The sequence below is a fragment of the Streptomyces sp. NPDC020681 genome, from assembly GCF_044334895.1.
Lineage (GTDB): Bacteria > Actinomycetota > Actinomycetes > Streptomycetales > Streptomycetaceae > Streptomyces.
The window spans coordinates 7,866-29,531 of sequence record NZ_JBIRTX010000039.1 but is presented as its reverse complement, the minus strand read 5'-3'; the positions used below and the strand labels follow the sequence as shown (position 1 = coordinate 29,531).

The 21,666-nt window shown below is 67.7% G+C and carries 1 protein-coding gene; it reads left to right on the top strand.

Going from position 1 to position 21,666, the window contains the following annotated elements; all coding sequences use genetic code 11:
- Positions 1 to 546 precede the first annotated feature (546 nt).
- Positions 547 to 21,549, top strand: a complete 21,003-nt coding sequence (locus tag ACH4YL_RS39195) for a toxin glutamine deamidase domain-containing protein (RefSeq protein WP_398512313.1) — start codon at positions 547 to 549, stop codon at positions 21,547 to 21,549.
- Positions 21,550 to 21,666: the final 117 nt, after the last annotated feature.

Here is a 21,666-nt window from a genome sequence, read left to right as displayed (position 1 = left end):
GCCGAGTTCGTCGTCAACGGTGCCTTTTACGATGACTGGAAGGTCAGTCCGTATACATTCCTCGGTGCGGGTGTGTCGAGTGCTACTGAGGTGGGACTGGGTTACGCGGCCGTCTCGGGCAGTTCCAAGCTGAACGGTCTGGTTTTCGGGCCGGAGGTTGGGAACGGCGGTGTCCGGGCTGAGGCGGGTGGGAGTGGTCTTGCGTCGACGGGTTCGGTGGAGGTGCCCGCGACCGCGGGCGGGAGTGCTCCGTCCGCTGGGATGATGAACACGCATTCGTCTGGACCGGTTACCGGGCGGGACGGCTGGCCCAACTCCCGGCAGGGTGTTGAGAGTTCGCCGGTGGGAGGTGGTGTCGCCTCCGGTCCGGCAGACGCCGACGCCCGTGCCGGTAACAGCGCACCGGCGGAACGCACATCGTCCCTAGATTCTCCGCGGGCCGACACCGGCCGGGACAGTGTGGGGCAGGACAGGGCGGCGCAGGAAACACGGGCGGACACCGGCGGGGATGCGGTGGGCCGGCCGCAGGTGTCCGGCGGTGGTGACATGGCCGGTCAGGTGCACGTTCCGCCGCTGTCCTCTGCGGGCGGCGGGCAGGGCACTACGCCGGACACTGTGAGCCCTTCTTCCCCGGTCCGTTCATTCGCCGCCCCGCCCAAGGACACCGAAGCCATCTCCCCGCCCAAGGACACCGAAGCCATCTCCCCGCAGCAAGGGGGGCAGCAGTTGGTGACACCATCGCGCCTCGAGACGCCGGCGGATGGGGGGCTGCGACCCGATGCGAGCCCTGCCGGCACGACACCACTCGCGGGGCAAGACGAACACCAGCGGGCGGCGTCTGCCACCGCTTCCGCGGGGGCAGACGGACATCAGTCGCCGGGGGATGGGGGGCTGGGCTCCAATACGAGCCCGGCCGGCACGACACCAATCGCGGAGGAAGGCGAAGTCCAGTCGCGGGTGGTGCCGGCTGTCTCGTCTGCTGATGCGGAGCTGCCGCTGACGGCTTCCGAGGGCCGGGAGGGTGCGGTCTCGCCGGAGGTTTCCGCGTCAGCACCCGGTGTGAGCCGGGCTGATCAGGTGATGGCACGGCTCACCGACCAGGACCCGTCTCCCGTCGCCGGGCAGGACGGCCGCCTCACCGATCCCGCTATCACGCGGAACGAGCACGCTCTCACCGTTCCCGACACCCACCCCGATCTGGTGACTGGTCGCGACCCCGATCCCCATCCCCAGCCTGATCCTGATCCGAATCCGGTTTCCGGTCTCGTTTCTGGTCGGGTGACCGGTGGGGTGTCCATGCCCGGTCAGGACCGGCCTGCATGGGGAGAGGTGCCGGCCGCGGCCACTGCCGCTCGCCAGGGTGTGGGGGTGTTGCCGGTGCTGGGTGTCCCGGTCAGTGACCCCATCCGGCCTCAGCAGTGGCGGGCGCGCCGGCAGGCTGCGCCCGCTTCCGCTTTGTGGACCGAGCGTTTCGACCCGGCCCGTGACCCGCTGCGCCAAGCGCCGGGAGTGCTGGCCGGGCGTGACACCGTGATCCGGATGTGGATCCGCCGCATCCAGGCCGACGACGGACGCTGGGTGCGCAACCTCACCCTCCATCTTCCAGTCCGCACCGGCGACGGATTCACCCCCGACGAGCTGCCGGCGTTCCAGGCCCACCTGCGTGAACTGCTCGACCGGCACGTCAACCACGGGCTGACACTCCCTGAATCCCACGACCAACTGCACATCGACCTCAACCTCATCCACACCCCCGAAAACCCCCAAACCAGCCAGCCCAACACCAATACCTCTGACACCTCCGGCCAGGGTGAAGCCATCGAGCTGAGCACCTCCAACACCCCCGCCACCGCCAACCAGTTTCACTTCCGGCTGCACTCCGTGGACCCGGCCGACCGGTCGGTCCAGGCCCAGGACCTTCGGCAGGTCAACGACGCCATCGTCCTGCACGAACTGCTGCACTACCTCGGCCTGCCGGACCAATACCACGACGAGTCCTCACTCTTCCGCCGCACCGCCGACCACAGCACCCAGGCCAGCACCGGCATCATGAGCGACCTGAACACACTGCCCGGCCCCGCCATACCACCGCACTACCTCCACACCATCGAACACGTCCTCAACTCCGGCCCCGCCGTAAGAGACCACCCCTGCACCCACACCACACCCCCCGCAAACAACCCACAGAGCACACCCACAGACCACGACACACTCCACCTCCCACCACCCCACCAAACCCCCCTACACCCCACCTCCCAAGCACCACCCATCGCCAACACCACCCCCCAGCCGGCGAAGGACTTCACCGCAGAAGAGGCGCAGCCAGGTTCGTCGTCGACGGTCGCAGCGCCCGTGCCGGCCCTCACGGAACGCGGTGCCGGGCGTACGGACACCGCTGCTGCCGCTCCCCGGCTCACGGAGCACTCAGCTGGCGAGAACTCTGGCGCGGCGAAGCTATCCGACCTCGCGCGGAAGACTTCCGAGGACGTACTGCTCACCGACAGAGCCGAGAACATCCCACCAATCTCCGGGACGCGGCCGGCAACCGTGTCCGGCTCGCGTACCGCGGACATGGAGCCTGCCGTCCCCAATCCCTCGCCGACGACTCCGCTGGACCCACAAGGCCAACCGTCCACCACCGTAAACCCGGCCCTGGCCGACTCCGATGTGCTCCCAACAGATGAGACGCCCCTGTCCCTTGGCGGGGGCGCCTCGTCCCTCGGCGACCCAGCCAAGGCCGCTCCTGCCATCCGCTCGATAGGGGTTCCCAAGGCGGAGCTGCCGTACATGTCGCAGCTGATCGACCGTCTCCGCTCGCAGGCCGAGGCCGCAGGCCACAGCGTCAGCGATCAGGTCTGGGAGATGCTGCCGCAACGGCTGCTCAGCAACTACCGCTACCTCGTGGGCGATCCGCAAGCACTCTCCGGCACCTGGGGTATGCAGGTCCCGCTCGGACCGCTGGAAGCACTCATCAGCCTCAACCCCACAGGGCCCCGTCGGGTTGCCAACCCGTCCGCCGCCATCACCGGTGACCAGGCACCGCCAGCGATCCCTGGGGACGACACGTTCCACGCCAACGGGACCATCAACGCTGTCTACGCCACCGGGGCGCACGCCCAGACGCAGTCCGGGCAGACCGGTGCGACGCGCGGCGGACTTTCCGCCGCCGTCGGTGTCGGCCTGCCCTCCACGGTGGCCCAGGTCGCCAGGGTGGGCGCGGGAATCTCGGGAACGGCCAACCAGAGCAGTCGGACCACTACCCGCATCGTGGATGCGGAGGCCGGTCACGTCGAGGACGACCGGATCGACTCGACGCTGCTGAGCTATGAGCCGAACTGGTCGTTCCGTATCCGCAGCGCGCCCGACCAACCCTGGTCGGAGACCGAGAACCACCAGCTGCCGGACCCGGGCACAGAGCGGCTGCTGTTGTGGGTGCCCGAGCACTACCTCTCTCCGAGCCAGCCGAAGCCAGTCACGGCCGTCGGCGTCGGCGAGAAGGAAAGGCAGTTGCCGGACACATACTTCGCCTCTGGCTTCACCGGCATGCCGAAGCTGTTCGACAACATCGTCACCAAGCTGAAGGGCGAAGGACTGGATCTGCCGATCGGCAGCACTACCCGGGACGAGCTGCTGCAGAAGCTGTGGAATCTCGACGCGCACTTGGACGAGGCGGTCAACGACACCCGGGGCTATATGTTCCTGCTGCACGGCCCCAGGGGGCGACCGGCGGCGGCCGTCGCGGTGCGCACCCGGCGCCACGGGGCCGAACGGGTCGGGGAGACCAGCGACAAGGCGCATTTGGAGAACGTGCGGACGGCGATCGACGGCTTCTCGGGCGGCCACACCGTCACCAACACCAGCACCATTACCCCGCTGTTGGCCTCACTGGACGTCGAGCCGATCCCGGGCACGGAGCTGGGCGTGGCCCCCACCGTCCACGCATCCGCGACCTGGACGAACCACGACGGCCTCAGCGCCGGCCGCAACGCGCTGAATGTCGTCGTCCCCCGCTACGTCGGCTATACGGCCGGGTACGAGATCACCTTCGAACACCACGCCAAAATCAGTGTCCGGGGCAAGGAGGTCGCGGTCGACACCGAGCCCGTGCCGGATCGGGCGTTGGTCCGGCTGGCCGAACCGGACGCGTTCGCACACGGCTTCGCCGTCGACCGCGATGCCTTCAAGACCGCCCCTGGCCCGCTCGATTTCGTCCCGTTCACGCCCGATGCCGTCCGCGGCAGCGGGCGCGGGCCGGAGGACCCCGTCACCAAGCCCGTGCCAGCCCATGTCGCCAAAGGCAAGGGGATCGGCATGGGCCTGGTGACGGTAAAACAGCAGACCGTCGACGACCTCCAGGCCTGGCTGCGCAAGGAACTCAGCGCCCGCGGCTTCCTGCCGCCAAACCAGGAGCATCCGTTCGGCAGCCGGGCCTGGTGGCAGCACGGAACCGAGCTCGACAGCTGGCTCGACAATAGGACGCTGCTGGCGAAGCTGGTCTCCCGGCGTGGCCTCGAGTCGCACTACGACCAGGTCCACCAGGATGGGCTGACCTTCACCCTGCGCCACCGCCAGGGCTTTGCCGGCGTCACTCTGGATGTGGACTCCGCCCGGATCACCATCACCGCAAGCAAGAGCAAGGCGGCCCCGCCTCGCTTTGTACGCAGCACGGACGAGTATCACACGGTGAATTTGGCGATGGGCATGGCGATCTCCGGGCAGTCCGCCGGGGGCGGCAAGAAGCTGGCGGCCGGAATCAAGTTCCGAGGGCTGTTCGAGATGTTCCGCGGCGGCACCCTCGGCGTCGAACTGCAACGTGGTACCAGCGCTTCCCAGTTCGTCACCTACATCAACAACCGCCCGGAGCTGCTTGAGTATCCGGGCCGGGTGGACGAGTTCGAGCTGACCAGCGACTACCGCGTGACGGTCGAGTTCCAGCACTCGGGGGCGCAGGGCAAGACCCGCCGCGGGTTGCGCGACCCGGAGCCGTTCACCCTGAGAGGGCAGAGCGCGCAGGCGCTGGTGCTGCCGCTCGGCACTGAGGACGGCCCTGACTCTGTGAAACCGACCCCGCCACAGGTGCTCGACCAGGGGGTCGTGTACTACCTGGACACCACCGGTGCCCGGAAGGCGGCGACCGCCGCGCTGGAGGACCTCACCGGCCCGGCGGGCGCGGCCGACCAGGAGCTGAACACCTTCGCCAGCACCATCGCGATGCGCTCGCACTTGAAGGAGATCCTATACGGCGCCTACACCAGCGACCAGCCGTTCAAGGCCGGGTTGTTCCGGGACACCTTCGGCGCGGTGGACATCCGCGGCGCGATGGGGCCGTCGCAGTACGTCGGTGCCACGGACGACAAATTCGTGCTCGGTGTCATCAAGTTGTGGCTGGCCCAGGCAGGCACAGCGCGCACCACGTCCTCCGGTCTCGCCTGGACCCAGGTGGACGCGCTGCTCGGCGGTGGAGCCGGCTCGGTCACCGTCGCGGGCGGCCTGAACGCCTCCCGCGGCTGGCAGTGGAACACCACCAGCAGCACTGTCGCCACCGGCGGGAAAGAGCTGATTCAGCTCGACTTCAACCGGGTCTACGCCTACCGGACCACGGTGGCCTTTGCTTTCACCGGGCGCCAGGAGAAGCACGGGAAGTTGGCGTTGGCCAGCTTGCACGGGAAGAGCAAGCCCCTCAGCGACCCGGACAACATGACCTACCTGCTGCCCGAGCCGGAGGCGCTGCACCACTACGCCCAGGGCACCCTGCCGGTACCGGACAGCAAGCTCGCGGACGCACTTGCCCGCTGGGAGCGCGGCGAACTGAAGCTGCCCGGGACCACGGTGGCCGGGGTGCTCACCCGCTGGATGCAGGAAGTGAGGACGCTGCCTGAGGCGGTAACAGTCGACCGGCATGCGCTGGCACGCACCCTGGCTGACCTACATCACATCGCCGCGCTGCCGGTGCTGGACAACAAGGCGCGCGACAGTTTCAACAAGGTGTTCGGCCGAAAGCTCGACGAACCGGCACACCGCCGCGACGAGCTCACCCTGCCCGAGTACCTCACCCGCAAGGACTCCGGTGGTGTGCTGCTGGGCCACAGCGGGGTGCACTCCCTCACCTACGAGAGCGGCAAGTCCACCTTTGACATCGTCCGCGAGCAGCTCGACGAGATCGCGCCGGGCCTGCTTGCGTCCAACCCCGAGCTGTGGACCGGGGACGGAAGGCCCAAGCGCAGGATCGGCCAGCTGCAAGGCAGCGTGAGCGCCCTGCAGTCCCTGCTGTCACAAGGCCGCGACCAGGCCATGCTCGAAGACCTGGTCTCCTTGAACGGGCACTCGTTCTACCTGGTCAACCCGGTCGGCTGGCTGCTAACGGACATCGTGGAGATCCGCCTGACCACCAAGGTCGAACCCACGCCGAAGGTGCACGACGCCTACGCGGAGACCGGGCTGGAGAACTACGGCCACGCTTATGCCAGCCGCAGTACGGGCACCAGCCGGGACGGCTCGCAAGGAGCCGGGATCACCGCACTCGCCGCAGAGGACCACGGTGCCGGAAGCGGCGCCCTGAGCGCCGCCGAGGGACATCACCGGGGCACCACCCGCAGCGACGTCGCCGTCACCGAGCAGACGGCATACGACTGGACCGGCCACTACCGTGTGGAGTTCCCGCAGACCCTCACCGTCACCACGCGCCGCCTTGACATGGCAGGCCGTCCGCTGAACAACATGCTCACCGGCTGGTACCGGCAGCAGTCGCAGCTTGACGAAGAGCACACCGTCAGTGAGCCCGGCACCCTGCTGATCCAGGTGCCGCGCGGGCTCGCCGAATCCCGGCCGTTCGCGGGCCCCGCCCCGGCGCGCGACGTCACCCCGCTGCCACCCCTGCCGGGAGACAGCTACGTCACTGGTGTGCTCCTCGACGATGCCGTCCCTGCGGGGCGGCGGCTACTCGCGGACATGTTCGGCGCTCAGGCGGACAGCTCCACCATGCGCTCCAGCCTCGTTCTCGCGACCCTGCTCTCCCGCTCGCACCTGACCAACCACCTCAATGAGGCGACCGCGGGTAAGCGCTACCAGCTGGCCGACAACGTCTTCATCCCCGGCCACTCCTCGGACCGGGCCACTTTGTGGCTGCGTGGCGACCTGTTCGACTTCCAGGTGATCGCACCGGTCGAGGGGACCGGCACCGGCCGCTACACCAAGCACCAGAGCGGCACGACCGCTGGCTCGACCACGGACCGGAGGTTCGCGGCGGGAGTGACTCCGTCCGCCAACGGCGCCCTCATCGGCCTCCCCCCGCCACCCACGGGCGGCAACGGCGACGCCCCTGTCCCTCCCCTCGCGCCCCCTACGGGCGGCAACGGCGACGCCTCTATCCCTCCTGCCCCACCCACCAAGAACGGCAACAGCGACGCCACCGCCCCTCCTGCCCCGCCCACCATGAACGGCAACAACACGCTCAACCGGCTGGCCTCCACCGGACAGACATCCGCAGGCACCGAGAACTACCGCCGTGAACAGCACGTCAAGCAGCAGGGTTTGGTGTACCTGGTCCGCATGCGCGCCCGGTTCAGCCTGGAGGCGCAACGCTTCTACCATCACCTGTTCCGCGACCCGTCGCCGCGCGGCACCTACCGCAGCGACCCGATCACCGGCGACGTGTACGCCGAGCTGTACGCCGGAGAGGTCGAGCAGCTGCAGGCACAGCTCGCCGGGGCTAGGCGGCGCCGCCTAGCCGTCGAGCAGCCCTGGCACGCGCTGGAGAGCGCACCGTCTTTCAACCTTGGGCAGCTCCTCATCGCCGCGGCCAAGGGCGCACCGAGCCCGGCGCACATCCCCCTGCGCGCCGCCGACAACATCCGTACCCCGACCGGTAGTCTTCCCGGCGCTGTCGTCCTCACCGTGGATGCCCCCGCACCGGACCAGGCCGCGTCCCCCGCGACATCCGGCTCCGGCGGCAGCACCGACCCTGCCAAGGGGCCAGCGCAGCTGCCCATGCAGATCTACGCCCGGGCGCTCGACCCCGTGTTCGCGGCCCGGGACATCGCCAGTGAGCTCGACATCCCGGTGCGCGTCGACATGACACTGAAGGACGGCACCCTCCGCCGGCGCTGGATCGACCCGGCCGGGCGGGTGTACGCCTTCGACCCGCTGACCTTCGACGACATCTCCCTGCCCGCGGACGCCGCGCAGCGCGTCGGGTTGCTGGGGGACTTGCCGGAGTTGTCGGAGGCGCTGCGCCTCGATGTGGACGCCTATGGCATCGGCTCTGTCGAGCTGGGCACGATTTACCGCACTTCCTGGACCGGCGGGAGCACCTTCGAGCAGGCCCTCGCCGCAGAGATCGACAGGCGCCGGGAAGCGCGGGCCGCCGACCCGGACGGTTTGCCGGGCGCGGAGCAGGAACCTGTCCAGGATGCGCCGCCCGTGGCGAGGAACGGTCTTGCCGCCGTGGTCTCGTTCGAAGAGGGGGCGAGCTATGTCGCGGAAGCGGAGCGCGACCGGATCGACCGGCTGGCCCGCGAGGTGGCGGACCAGGCTGTGTGCAACCGCCGGGCCGGGTTGCCGTTGCCCCGGGTCGAGATCACCGGTTACGACCATGGTCTAGGAGAGCGGCTCCGCCGTGCCTCGCAGGCCGAGCGCGTTGCCCGTGATATCGGACTGCGACGGGCCAAGGCGACCGCAGTTGATTTGCGCGCCGGCCTTGCGGCCCGCTTGGACGCCCTGCGGCAGGCTGGCCAGACAGACCTGACCGCGGATCAGTTGGAGCTCGGTGTGCTGCGGTTCGGCGGCAGGGGAGCCGATCCGGCGCGGGCTGTCGGTTCCACCGCGGCGTCCCGACACCGCCGTGCCGAGTTGGTGGTGGACTACCGGGTGCCGCAGCTGCAGAAGGGCAAGGGCGCGCGCACCGTTTCCCTGAACGACCGGAATGCGCCTCTGGCGCGTGGCCTGCGGCTTGCCGAGTCGGTGGCGCTGCACGCGGTCACCGATGCGGGCGCTCCCGGAGGGGCCGGGCTGTTCGGGGACCTCGCATCGGTGCTGGCCACGTCGCTGACCATGTCGGGAGCGCCGGGGAGGGACGCCGTGCGGGAGGCGGTGTCGGATCACGGTCTGTTGCGCGATCTCTCCCGGGCGTTGGCCCTGGGCGGCTGGGTGCCCTCATCGGAGCTGAGGAGCGCGCACGACAGCTTGCGTGGCGGCTACCGGATGCGCGCCACGTATGTCGCGGTTGCTCCGGTCCGGGCCGTGAGTGCCGACGCCGCCGCCGGTCGCGAGGCGCGGACCCTCTACCAGGCGCGGGTGCGGGTGGAGATCGAAGGGGCAGGCCCTCGCACGGTGCTCATGCGCGCCGGGCGGCGTCAGCAAACGGCGGAGCGGGAGATGGCGGTCTTGCTTAGCCTCCGTTCGTCGGAGGCTGCGGAGCTTGGGCTTGAGCTGCCGGCGGGCGCGGCTGAAGTCGAGCCGGCGCTCGGGCAACCTGGCTTTGACCGACGGCCGCCGTCGGACGCCGGGAGGGCAGACACGCGGCTGTCCGGGGTCGACACCGCTTCGCTCGCCGAGCGGATCGAGAAGAAGTTCCTTACCGACCCCCGCCTGGCGGGCTTCCTGCCGCGCTTTGGCAACGCCAACGGCTCGGCGAGCGTGTTCGGTGCCGCAACGGAACAGGCCCGCCAATGGGACAACTACCAGAAGCTCATTGAGGCGCTGTCCCCGGACAACCTCCAGGCCCGCAGGGACGAGCTCCTCACCGACGGCATCCCGGTCGAGCTCAAGCGCAAGGATTGGAAGGCCACCGAGACGGTGGTGGTGCGGATCAAGGGAAAGCTGCACGAGGACACCATCGCCTACCGGGGCGACACCGGCCCGCAGCCGGACTCGGCCACCGCTGCAGAGGGCGCCGACCGCTCCGGCAGCACCGCCAAGCGGTCCCTCGGCGTATTCGATGCGCAGCTCACCCTCCGGGCCGACATCACCTCAGTCAAGCGGAACCGGCTCAAGTTCTTGCGCCGATTCGTCCAGCAGGCACGAGTCAAACCGGTACACGAACAGCAGGTAGCGCAGCTGGATGTGGACCCCTCAACGGTCCGCCTGACGACAGAAACCGCCCCGCTGACTGCGGAAACCGCCCCGCAACTTCCAGAGCTTGAGCTGGATCAAGGTCCGCTGTGGGACTCGGACGCGGCCCTCGCCCAGCTGGCCGACTCATTGGCGTCGCAGACCCCCACTGTTTCGGAGCCTTCGGAAGCGTCGGATTCTGAGGCCGATTCCGCCCAGCTCTCGCCGCTCCGTGGTAGGCCTTCGCTGGATTCGCTCGGACTGGTGGACCCCGACATGGGGGTCCAGGCCTCCGCGGCCTTCAACAGGCTCGTCGGGCAACCTCTAGCGGACTCGCACCCCAGCACGTCGCCGGCAGTCCCGCATGAGGAGATTCCGCCCGCCACCGCGTCCGGTGGATCACCACGTCCCGAGTTGCCCGCAAACGGAACGGAATTCGTGACGCCGGATGATTCTGCCGAGGCGCCTGTGCTCGCTGAGCGGCGTCGCACGGTGGCGGAGGATCCCGATGTGCGTCTGCAGGATGGCCCGGAGCGATCGGTGCGGATTGAACCGGGATCGGACTGGCCCCAGGGGCACGAACAGTCCGCCGAGGTCGAGTCGTGGCCCGAGGGCCTGGCGGCGGGGGGAGGCGACTCGTCGGCTGCCTCCGGCTCGGCTGGGGACTCGGCCGGGGCGGCGGTCGCGGAATCGGGATCGGCGGTCGCGAGCCGTCAGCCGACGCATCCCGTGAGGGTGGCCGATCGCGAGTACGGCGTGCTTGAGGTGCCTGGTGATCGCGGTTACTCCACGGTTGAAGAGCTGTTGGCCGACCTGGACCGCACCGTTGCGGTTCTGGACGTGCGCACGTTGGAGGTGCACGGAAGGCTCCTGGGCATCTTCGGCCTGCGCCATCCTGAGGAGCCGCCGCACTTTCTGAAGAAGCCGAATGGCGAAGTGTTCGACAGCACCACGCTCGATGCCGACCAGGCAGTCCACTACCTGCGCTTGATGAACATGCTGTCGGACGAGCCGCAGCCCGAGGGCTTGGATCCGGTGAATTGGAACTTGGCGGAAGGCGTGTACAGCTACAACGGGCTGCCCCGGTTGGTGCACGCGATCTGGCTGGGTGGACCGCTGCGAGAACACGGTCCGTCCGCAGGGTTCTGGCGCACATTCGGTTCGGCCGCCAGCAACTTCGGGAATGATGCTTCCTTCGTTCTCTGGACCGATGTGCCACGTGGCGCGGTAGAGACGGTGAGCGGCTTGACAAAGGAGCCTGGCGACCCTGGTCTGGCCGGTGTGTGGCACCTCGTGCGGTGGGCGAAGAAAAACGACATCCAACTCCAGAATGTATTTGAACACTACAATTCCGCCCACCCGATGGTGCTGCATACCGAGTTCGCTCTCGAAATGGCCAAGAGGACCGGTCGTGGATGGGCGGCGGCCAGCGATATGCTGAGGTGGACGGTCTTGAGCCGGTTCGGGGGGCTGTACAGCGACGGCGACAACAAGATCAATAGTCTTGAGATTCTGCACAAAGTGACGTCCAGCACTAAGGAGTTCCCAGAGCGATTTGCTGTTCACGCCCTCGGATCGGCATTCGGCAATTCCGCCATGGTGATGCCGTCGCGCCACCCCCTGGCCGACGAAGTCTTTGCGTACTTCCGGGAACAGTACGGCAGGTCTCAACTGGATCTGTATGACCTTGAATTCGCCCACTCGACGAACTTCTGGTTCGGTGGAGCAATACAACGATCATGGCGGCACTCCGTCGTGTTCCGGGTCGGCCCTGACAGCGTGAGGACTGCTCTGCTCAGGCACGGCCGCGGATACCGACACCACTCGGATCTGCCACGTATCGTGGGCATCGCATTCGGCAGGGACGCCAGTTGGATGACCCCCGCGTCCCAGCTGCCGGCCATGACGCGTGGTGAGACGTTGAGGTTCACCCAGGACTTGCTGGAAACCCTTGCCAGGAATCTGTTTCACAATCGCCCAGGAGACCTGCATCTCACGGTGACGGCGGATGCCATCGCCCAGCTCTCGGAAGAGAACCAGGAACTGGTGTGGAAGGCTCTGACGCGGTTCATGGCGTCGCGCGAGGACTTCCGTGCAAGGGTGCGCGGCGTGACGGTACGTCGGAAGACGAGCGAAGACGCGGAGTTCACCGTCGCGCTCCCGGCCGAGGTTCGTGGTCTGCTTCGGCGCGACGACGAGGGGCAGCCGCCGCTCGGCGACCCGCAGGGCGAGGATGGTGGCGGCTGGTTTGTGCTTGAGCAATGCATCCCCGCCCGGCTGCTGGAGCAACCTCACCGCGATGGCGACGGCGGGCTGTTTCGGCCACCGGTCCCCAACACCATTGTGGCGGAACCGGACCCGGCTGTGAAAGGGCGGGGGCCGGGCGAAGACAGAGCTGAATCTCCTGAGCCAGCGGACTATTCGTTTGACTCGTTCTCTTCTGACGAAGAGGACTCGGACGACGGCGGGGCTGATGGGGCGGCGCCGCGATACGTGCTGGTCGAGTCCCCTGAGCCGATCGATACGGAGTCCGTGGAGTCGCCCGAGTCGACCGCTACGGAATTCTTTGGCGCCCGGGTGGGGGCCTCGCTCCACGGGGAGGACGAGGACTTTTCGTCCGCGGAGCCTGTTTTGCCTTCCGGGGGATCGTCGTCCGTCGTCGACATCCTTCCCCAGTCGGCATCGGAGGCGGGCCGGGCTGCAGGCGCGGCGCCTCGCTTCTTTGAGCGCCGGACGTACGGCTGGGGGCGAGGCGAGTATGACCCGTGGGTGCGGGCGGAGGCCGTGCGTTTCGCCGCGGAACTTCTTGAGCCATCCTCCCAGGGCTCGGTCCAGCCTGCCTTCAATGCCGCTGCGTTTGATCGTGCGTGGTGGAAGCTCGCGGACAACGTTGATCTGGAGTCGGCGCTGGCGGAGGCCAAGACCATCGTCGGTGAGCGGCTCGGCCGTCTGCCGTTGAGCCTTGACGGCCACGAGCCGTTCGATGCGGTATCGACCGCTGATCAGGTGGTCCGGCGAGTCACCCACCGGCTGTACAGGTGGCGGGTGGCGCACCGTTGGGCCGCGCACCGGCACGGGCCGAAGGGTTCTGTGGCGCGGAGCGGCTCGGACGATGCAGGGACCGGTGCTCACGCCGGGCCGTCGCAGCCCGGCTTGGTAGGTGGCGTTCGGCTCTTCGGCTCTTCGGCCGCCGCCGGCTCTCGTGTGGACGTGGGCCGCGTCACGCCGCCGGAGTTGCGACGCAACGACTCGATGCAGGACCTGATCGACAGCGGCAGCTTCGAGACCAACGTCGCCGAGCTGTCCGTGGTCATGAGCGACGATCAGTGGACGGTCTGGGGAACTGCCGACCCGGACCCGAAGATGACTGTGCTCGTCGCCGAGAATCAGTCGCTCGGGCTGCTCGGCGCGTTCGACTTCGCAGGCCCGCGTACCGGGGGCCGTGTCTCGGACCTCGGTGGGCAACTGTACAGCTCGCCTCCGGCGTGGAACTGGTACCTGTTGCGGCGCAACGGCCCCGTGGCGGCCTCCCTGTACAACAGCGTCGAACGCGCCGATGGCGCGGTCGTCCCGGTCGGCCCACCTGTGGCTCACCCCGTCTCGCTCACGCCTCACGTCGACCCGTCTGTGACGGCCGCCGACGCCACGATCCTCCGGCAAGGCCTGGCGGGAGGGATGAGATGGCGTTGGCCCGAGGCGGAGCCGATGGACCTCCACAAGTTCAGCCGCTCCGACCCGCGTGAGGTGTTCGAACGTGGTCTTCTGCCCAAAGGCCGCGACCTGGTCCATCTGATCGAGCATGTCTATAGCAACCCTCCCTCTACCGGCTACATCAGCACAACGCGTGACGTCGACTACCTGACCCAATCGGTCCGCAACGATGCGAGCGCGGCCGACCTTCTTTACGGCAGCTACCCCTGGCGGTACGACGTGACGGTGCCCGGGGGCATCGACGTGAACGCCACTCTCGGGTTGGCCTCGCCCTTCCCCGACCAGCAGGAGGTGGCCTTTCCCGGCGGCATTCACCGGCAGTACATCCGAGGTGTGCAACCGCTGTGGAATGGGCATCCGTACGGCCCCTACATCCCCAGCCCCGCCTACGCCCCGCCTACGCCTCCGGCCGACGCCGCGTCACGCCCTCTCGACGCCTCTGAGTCGCCCCGGGGGGCGGGAATCCGGACCCAGGCGACCACCAGTCGTGGCGGATGGCCGGTGGGTCGGCTGCCCGGGGTCGCTTCTTCCGCTGCGACTGATGGCGGTCGTCTGCCGCGGACTTGGGCGGAAGCCAATCCCTGGCCCGGTCAAGGTCTGCTCAGCGATGCCTATCCACGTGGGCGAGTCTCGTTGCCGCCGATCTACCCTGTCTCCGCCTCCGGAAGGCCTGGTCAGTCGACCGTAATGGTGACTGACAGCCACCTGCTTCCGGTCATGCGCCAAGGCTCCACTCGTTCCAGAGGTTTCGCCCGTGTCTACGGTGTCGTGCCCAAGGGCTCACCGCCGCTTGAAGTAACGCGCACCTACGTTCCCGGCCTCTCCGAGGAGGCCCTTTCCCTTGGGTTGTACAACGAGGTGCAGCCCCCGTGGCTCGCGACGGGAGCCCCGCTGCCCTTCTTCGTGGTGGCGGAGGGCGGCCACGATCATGTGATGGTGCGTCTGCTCGGGTCCTACTACAAGAGATTGGGCATAGCCGAATTCGCGGCCATCGTGGCCCAGGACCCGGCGCTCGCCCAGGCTCGAACGCAAACAATCGTCTTGCTGATTCCTCATGCGGGAGCTCAAAGCCTGGATCTGCCACGCGCTGTCGCTGCACGGACCCGCTGCACAGTGTGGGCCGTGACCGGAGATCTACTGCTGACGCCCAACGGCTGGCTGACGGTTGCGAACGCCGCTGAGGACCGTTCGCTGATCGTCCTGCCGGACCACGCCGGGACGCTACCCGCCTTCAGCTGGGTACGAAGCACCCCGGAGGATCTGCCGAGCACGATGTCGAGCCATGCGACGAACCAGCCACGACGCCTGGTTACGTTCCACGGCGAGGTGGTCCCGGACAGCGACGTGAACCTCTACCCCGTCGTCGGCCGGAACGGCCGACCTATCGGAAGAGTTTCCGTCACGGCCCAAGATTGGAATGAATCAGGGCACCATTTCGGCAAGATACTGGGGTACCGGGAATATCGATCCCTTGACCTTACGGACGGAGCAATGTCCGAAGCCCGGCGGGTGCCGTGGGCAGATAGCCTTGCTCGACCGTACATCTGGGGAAGCCACGGGTATCCCCCTAGGAGGGAAGTCCCTGGGGGAGTCATGTTGTCGGACCGCGCTGGAAAGAATCTATACGTGGGCGACAAGCAGTTCGGACATTTCCTCAGAAGGCGACGGAGTGTCGAGAATCTTCCACCGGAGTGCCCAGTCATCGTGCACGCATGTGAATTCGGTGTCACGTCGGCTGACGGGAAATCGCCTGGTCAAGAAATCGCAAATATCCTACAGCGAACTGTGTACGCGCCAGACCGTAGCATCATCTCCTTTGACAAGCCCGAACGGGCCGGTTTGTTCATGCATTTTGGCCCCAATGGTGAGCCGGGTACATGGCAACGGTTCACTCCCGAGCAACAGACAGAGTCTGGGCTGGGAAGCGTTCGGCGCGAGCAGTGGCCGCGGGCCTTTTCGAACTCCGGTTCACGTCGCCCGGCCTCAGCGGCTTCATATCGCACTCCACTAGCACCCGCCCCAGGATCTGTTGCGAGCAATAGGCCGTTCTACACCGGCTCACCCGCCAGTTCGCTACAAGGCGACCCGCTGTCGAGAGCCGAGCCTGTGCTGGAGGTACTCCAGGGCGAGCGCCGCCGGGCCCCCGTCCGCATGCCCTCACCCTCCCCGTCCTTCGGCAGTCCGGCGTCGGCCATGCCCATGGCGTACCCGTACACGCCGCAGATGGGTCAGGGCTCTTTCTCCACCCCTCGTCAGCGTCGGCTGTCCGATCTGGGAACCGGGCGCTCTTCATGGTCGCCGACTCTGGCAGGAGACTGGTCCGGCGCTCGCCAGTCGCTTGACCTCGACGCGCTTCGGGACGCCTTGCCCCCTGCGGCGAACGCAAGCGACGTGGAGGCGTGGGGTGGGGACTGGACCGCTAACCGCAACCTCCCGATCCGCGGTCGCAGCGGGAAGCAGTGGGGCATGGCCTTCCCGGACCTGATCGAGTTCGGCCCCGTAGGAGTGGCGCGCCGGCTGCTTGCCAGCCCAGCGGCAAGGCAGGTCACCCACGTGCTGGAGATGGGCGGATCAGAGCCAGAGGCACGCGATTGGCAGGCTGCCGAACGTGCCAGCACCCGGAACCCGGGTGATGCTGAGCTGACGGCCATGGAGCGGATGCGTGGTGTGGTGCGCACCTTCCACCCTCCGCGTGCTGAAGCGATCCTGCGTCCCGGGGCGGTCGCCCCTGGCTTGGACGGGATACGCCCGTATGGTCGACCAGGCGGGGTCGAGCCCCCATCGGCGCAAGACCAGCAGCGACTGGAGCATGTGTTCCCTCGCGGCAGGGATGGGAGGTTCGTCAGATTTCCCAACCCGCGGGGTTCTGCTTTCCGTATCGCGGGACCCATACGGAACCTGAACCGCCCGGATCCTTACAGGACGCTGGCTACCGCATTCGGAAGTGCGGACTGGGTTCAGCGCATCAACGGACGGTGGACACAGCGCTGGGGCAAGCGCGTCAACGGGCTGCTGGGCGGGGACTGGGGCCAGCGCACCGATCCTGAGGAAGTTGATGCTGCTCGACGCTGGCAGTGGGTCAGGGACACAGGGCGGGTAGGCAACTGCGAGGACGTGGCGCGCAGTGTCCTGGAGTCTTGGCACGGACGTCCCACGGTGGCGGCCAGAACGATGCTCAGTGGGCTCCGCGGTGTTCCCCCCACGGAGTATGAAGCGATGAGCAGGACAGAGCGGTGGCTCGGTGTTGCCTATCGGAAGCACGCATCGCCCGGTTTGGGGTGGGACGCCGCGGCGGCGCGCTTGAAGGCGAGGGGGCACGGCTCTGCTGCGATCGTGGGGTTTGAACGCCCGAGCGGCAGCTTCCACACCATCAACGCGGTCAACTACCGCGGCCGGGTGTACTGGATCGACGCCCAGCGTGGCCGCGTCGGAGACCAGCCGCTCTACGAATACAACGGCGACTTCCTGTCGATCGAGCTGGATCCCTGGTTCCGGCCGATCGACCCAGTACCCCTGCCGCAAGTCCGGGATGCGGTCTCGGCCTTCAGCGACATGCCACTGCCCTGGGCGGGTTCGCTGACGCCGGGCAGGGTGGGCCCCAGCATTTCGGGGCCACCGGTGACGACATTCGATTCCCAGCCCTCACCCGCCGCTGTCGGCAATGCGCCGGACGTTCCGGCCGACGCAGCGGCGCGGTTGCACGCTGATCTCGAGGCCCGGGTGGGTACGCGACCGTACGCGGGTGCGGCCCCCGGGGAGTCGGGTGCGCTGTCCAGGATGCTGGGCCCGGACTATTTCGGACTGCGGAAGGCCCCTGAGCCACCGGATTTCCTTCGTGGCTACCACTTCTCCGCACTGCATGCTGCTCAGCGCTCAGCGTTCTTCGACGCCGTCGACCTGACCCTGCCGACGCCACGCGGCAAAGATCTGCGCCCGTCGGCCCTTCCGGAGAACCGTGGCGCGGTCATCGAGTCGACTCAGCACACGATGCCGCGCGCTTCGATGCCATGGGTGCCGAAACGGGTGCGGATCCCTCGTATCGTGCACTCCATCTGGCTGGGGAGCCCGTTGGCGGACGAGGGCGCCACCGCTGCGTTCCGGCGAAACATCGAGTCTGCTGCGCGGCAGCAGCCCGATTTTACGTTCGTGGTGTGGACCAATATTCCCCGGCAGCGATTTGAAGAGGCCAGGTCAGCATCGGGCACGCCGGCCGACACCTCTGCTCAAGAGCGGCTGCGCGACATGCTGGACTGGGCCGCCCGACATCGCGTGCGTCTGGCCAACGTAGACGAAGTCTTCTCCGCTACGGCCCCGATGGAACTGCAGGCGCTCTACAACGTAGAGGAGGCCAAGCAGCAAGGTCCGGGATATGCGGCGGCCAGCGACATTCTGCGCGTTGAGATCGTGCACCGTTTCGGCGGTGTGTACACGGATGGAGACAACGCCCTCACGGGAAATCTCGACGCTGAGGTGCGTAGAATCGTCGATTCTGAGCGGACTTTCGCCCTCGCCCAGGACACCACGGGACGCAGAGTAAACAACGTCATTGTGGCACCCGCCCGCCATGTGTACCTGGACCTCTATCGCCAGGTGTTTCGGGACAACTACATGCGCACGCCGTACGAGAACGAGGCGCGCAGTCTGATTCTGATGGAAGAGGGCGCGTCCCTTGCCGACCTGCGCAGCGACCTGCTCGGCGTGCCGGAGATCGGTAACCACAGCAGGATTCGCATCGCGAACGAGGTGGGGCACCGCACCGGCCCAAGTGCGAACGTCTTCGAGCCGCTGGCCTGGATGGTGGGGCTGGAGAGCCGGACTGAACTTCCTGCGGTTGAGCCGGGCGTACTCAAGGTCAACTTTGACAATGCGTGGCTGCGTGATGGGGCGACCGCGGACCAGCAGGCCGCGGCCGGGAGCCAAGGCGGCACCTCGGCGCCGTACGAGCACGAGGCGACGCTCCAGACGGCGCAACGTGTCGCGGGAACTCTCGTCCGCGAGCTCCACAATCAGCCGGGCAATCTGCACCTCGCTCTGGTCGCCCCCGTGATAGGCAGGCATTCACACCCCGACCTGCTGTGGGAGGCTGTGATCGGCTTCATCGCCGGGCGGCAGGAGTTGCGCGACATGGTCCGCTGGGTCACGCGCGAAACGGTTGATAGCCGGGGACGCGTGATCTCCCGCGTGGAGCTTCCACCGCGGGTCGGCAAGCTCCTCAAGGTCATGGAGAGCCAAGTACCGGACGGGGCCCGGCCGGAGGACGCTCTCACGGCCGCGAGCCACGTCCAGCCGGCGCGACTCGTCTCCCCGGAGGAGGCAGCAATCACGGACAGTGCGGCGGACGAGTCCCCGGAAGGAGGCGACCCCCAAACGGGCGAGACGCCTGCGGTCGCTGCGCGGCTGCACCAGCAGCCTCCACCACCCCGTCAGGTCGCGGTGCACGACCAGGTCTTCCAGGCACTGACCAGAGGTGACGCTCTCCCCGATCCCGTGCAGCCAGAAGGCCAGAAGGCCAGCTACGAAAGTGTCCGCAAGGGGCCGGACTCGCTGGCGTCTTCGGCGCACGCAGCCACTCTCCCAAGGCGGGGGTACGTTCCCGGGCCGAAGTCGGGTGCGGATTCGAACTCGGGGGAGGACGCTGGGCCTGACGGGAGGGGCAAGCATTCTACGGAGTTGCCGGCTGGCCATGACCGCACCGCTCGGGTTGGGGATGCGCGCGAAGCGGCCGTAGACGGGAATCTGACCGGCGCGTCCCGACAGCCGTCGACGGCCGGCCAGCGCCGCACGAGCGGACAGAGCGGCGAGTACCTCGGCGAGGACATCGTCGATCCGCCGGATGCTCTGCGCGCCCGTCCTCTGACTACCAGCATCTACGAGGTACTTGGCGGAGACGGGCACAGCGTGCTCTTCCGCCACCCAGGCCCGATCCGGAACGAGACGCTCACCCTCGGCGAGCGGCAGGAGGGGGCAGTCCCCTCAGTCGTCGTACTGAAACAGGACTACGAGGAGATCCGAGTCAAAGATCACCCGGTGCTGGGCATCTCAGAGGACCGGACCCTCGCTCTGTACAACGGCGAACCCGGTCAGCTGGTCTTCGCTACCCGAAAGGCCGTCGCGAGCTCCAACGCGGCGCTGGCAGCGGCTGGGAGCGGTGTGCGGCTGCGCGTGAACGAGGGCCTCTCGATGCGGATCCCCGCCCCGAACGGCGGACATTGTGAACTGCTCCGTGTACAACCGGAGTTCCTGACGCGGTCAGGGCGGCCGGAAGAGGAGGTCTGCCGGGACTTCGCCCAGATGGTGTCCGGTGGCGGACGGGCCTCGCATGCCGTCTTCCGTGGCCCTGAAGGCTCTGACGTGGATACCGGCCCGATCAATGCGTTGGCCAGCAGTGAGGTCACCGGCATCCACCACCTGGCCCAAGCCCTTGCCCGTGTCGCCGACGACCAGCACGTGCCACGGGAGGTGGGTCCCGCCTGGGCTGCGCACCAAGTGCTCCGAGATGATCGCCCGATGGGGGGCATCGGCGGCCCGGCGCCGGGTGAGTCGTACGGCAACGCCCTTCACCATGCCGCATTCGACGATCAGAGGCGAGGCGCCATGTCCGAGGCCGCCCGCCGGATCGGAATCAATGAACACGCCTGGGCGGAGGTGGGTGAGAGCTATCTCGTCCACTCCGTCACTGCCCCCGACGACCACGGCGTACCGAGCTTGAAGCGCAACTACGCCAAGCCCGGCGAACCCGAAACTTCGTACTTCGGCTACCACTTCGCAGCAGTGGTGCTCTCCAGCGAGGACGGTGGGCACCAGGTCACGTTGGAGAACTTCACACGGCGTAGGACCATGTCCCGCCAGATGAGCACCGTCGTCCAGGCAAACCTGCGCAGAAGCCCGCTAGTGAGCCTGAAGCAGTTGGAGACGACGGCGGACGACAAGCTGCGCCGAGCGGAGGACGACGGGCTCACCGGTGACGAACTCCGCAAGCTGCGTGGCTACCGCGCGCTAGCCCAGGCGCTGGTCGGGGCTAAGAAGGCGGGGGAGGACCTGAGCGCGGCACTCCCGGGGACACAGGAGTACGCCGAGGCCGAACGGGTCCGCGACCTGGCCGTAAAGGGCGCCGCGCAGCGAATGAGACAGGCGTCGGCGCTGGTCGAGGGCAAGGAACGGTGGCACTTCCGGATGTTTTCCCGGCGGCCCGGGGAGACCATGCACGAGGTCAGCGCCCAACTGCTGACGATCGCTCCGTCCGACCATGCCAATCCCCTGACCACGGTGATTGTCCATGGCCACCAGATCCCCCCACAGCAGACCATCCGCTTCGATGAGGGTTCGCACCGGGTCGGACGGGAGGAGATGTTTAAGATCGACCACGTGGCCAGGCACCTGGCCACGGTCGGGCTGTGGAACCGCAGTCAAGGTCTGCCCCTGCCGCAGGCAACCGTGACGAGTTACGGCAGCAGCCGTCTGCCGAACCTCAGCGGCATGCTCCCCAACACCTCCCCGTCCCGCGCTGTCACGATCGAGCGTGTGCTGCGAGAGGGCCTGGACCGGGTGTTGCATGAGAGGCAGCGTACTACTGCGGGACCCCGGCTCATCGCCCACGACTTCAAAATCACGACGGTCCACGTCAGGGGCACCGCACGCCGCCGTGAAGCGACTATCGAGGTGGCCCTCACCGCCAAGCGACAGACCGAAACCGTGGGGGTGGCCGCGGGTGTCCGCTTGCCTCGCACTGCACAGACCGGTCCGGGCGTCCCCACTCGGGAACCGGGCCGTTCGGGACCGGATGCCGGGTAGGGTCCTCCCGACTTCGACATGTTGGCGTTCTGGCGTTCGGTGAGCGGGACGCCGGTGCGGCACCTGCGCTCCGTGCGGTGTTGCCGCATGTGGGTTTGCCGGTGGAAAGCGGCGCCG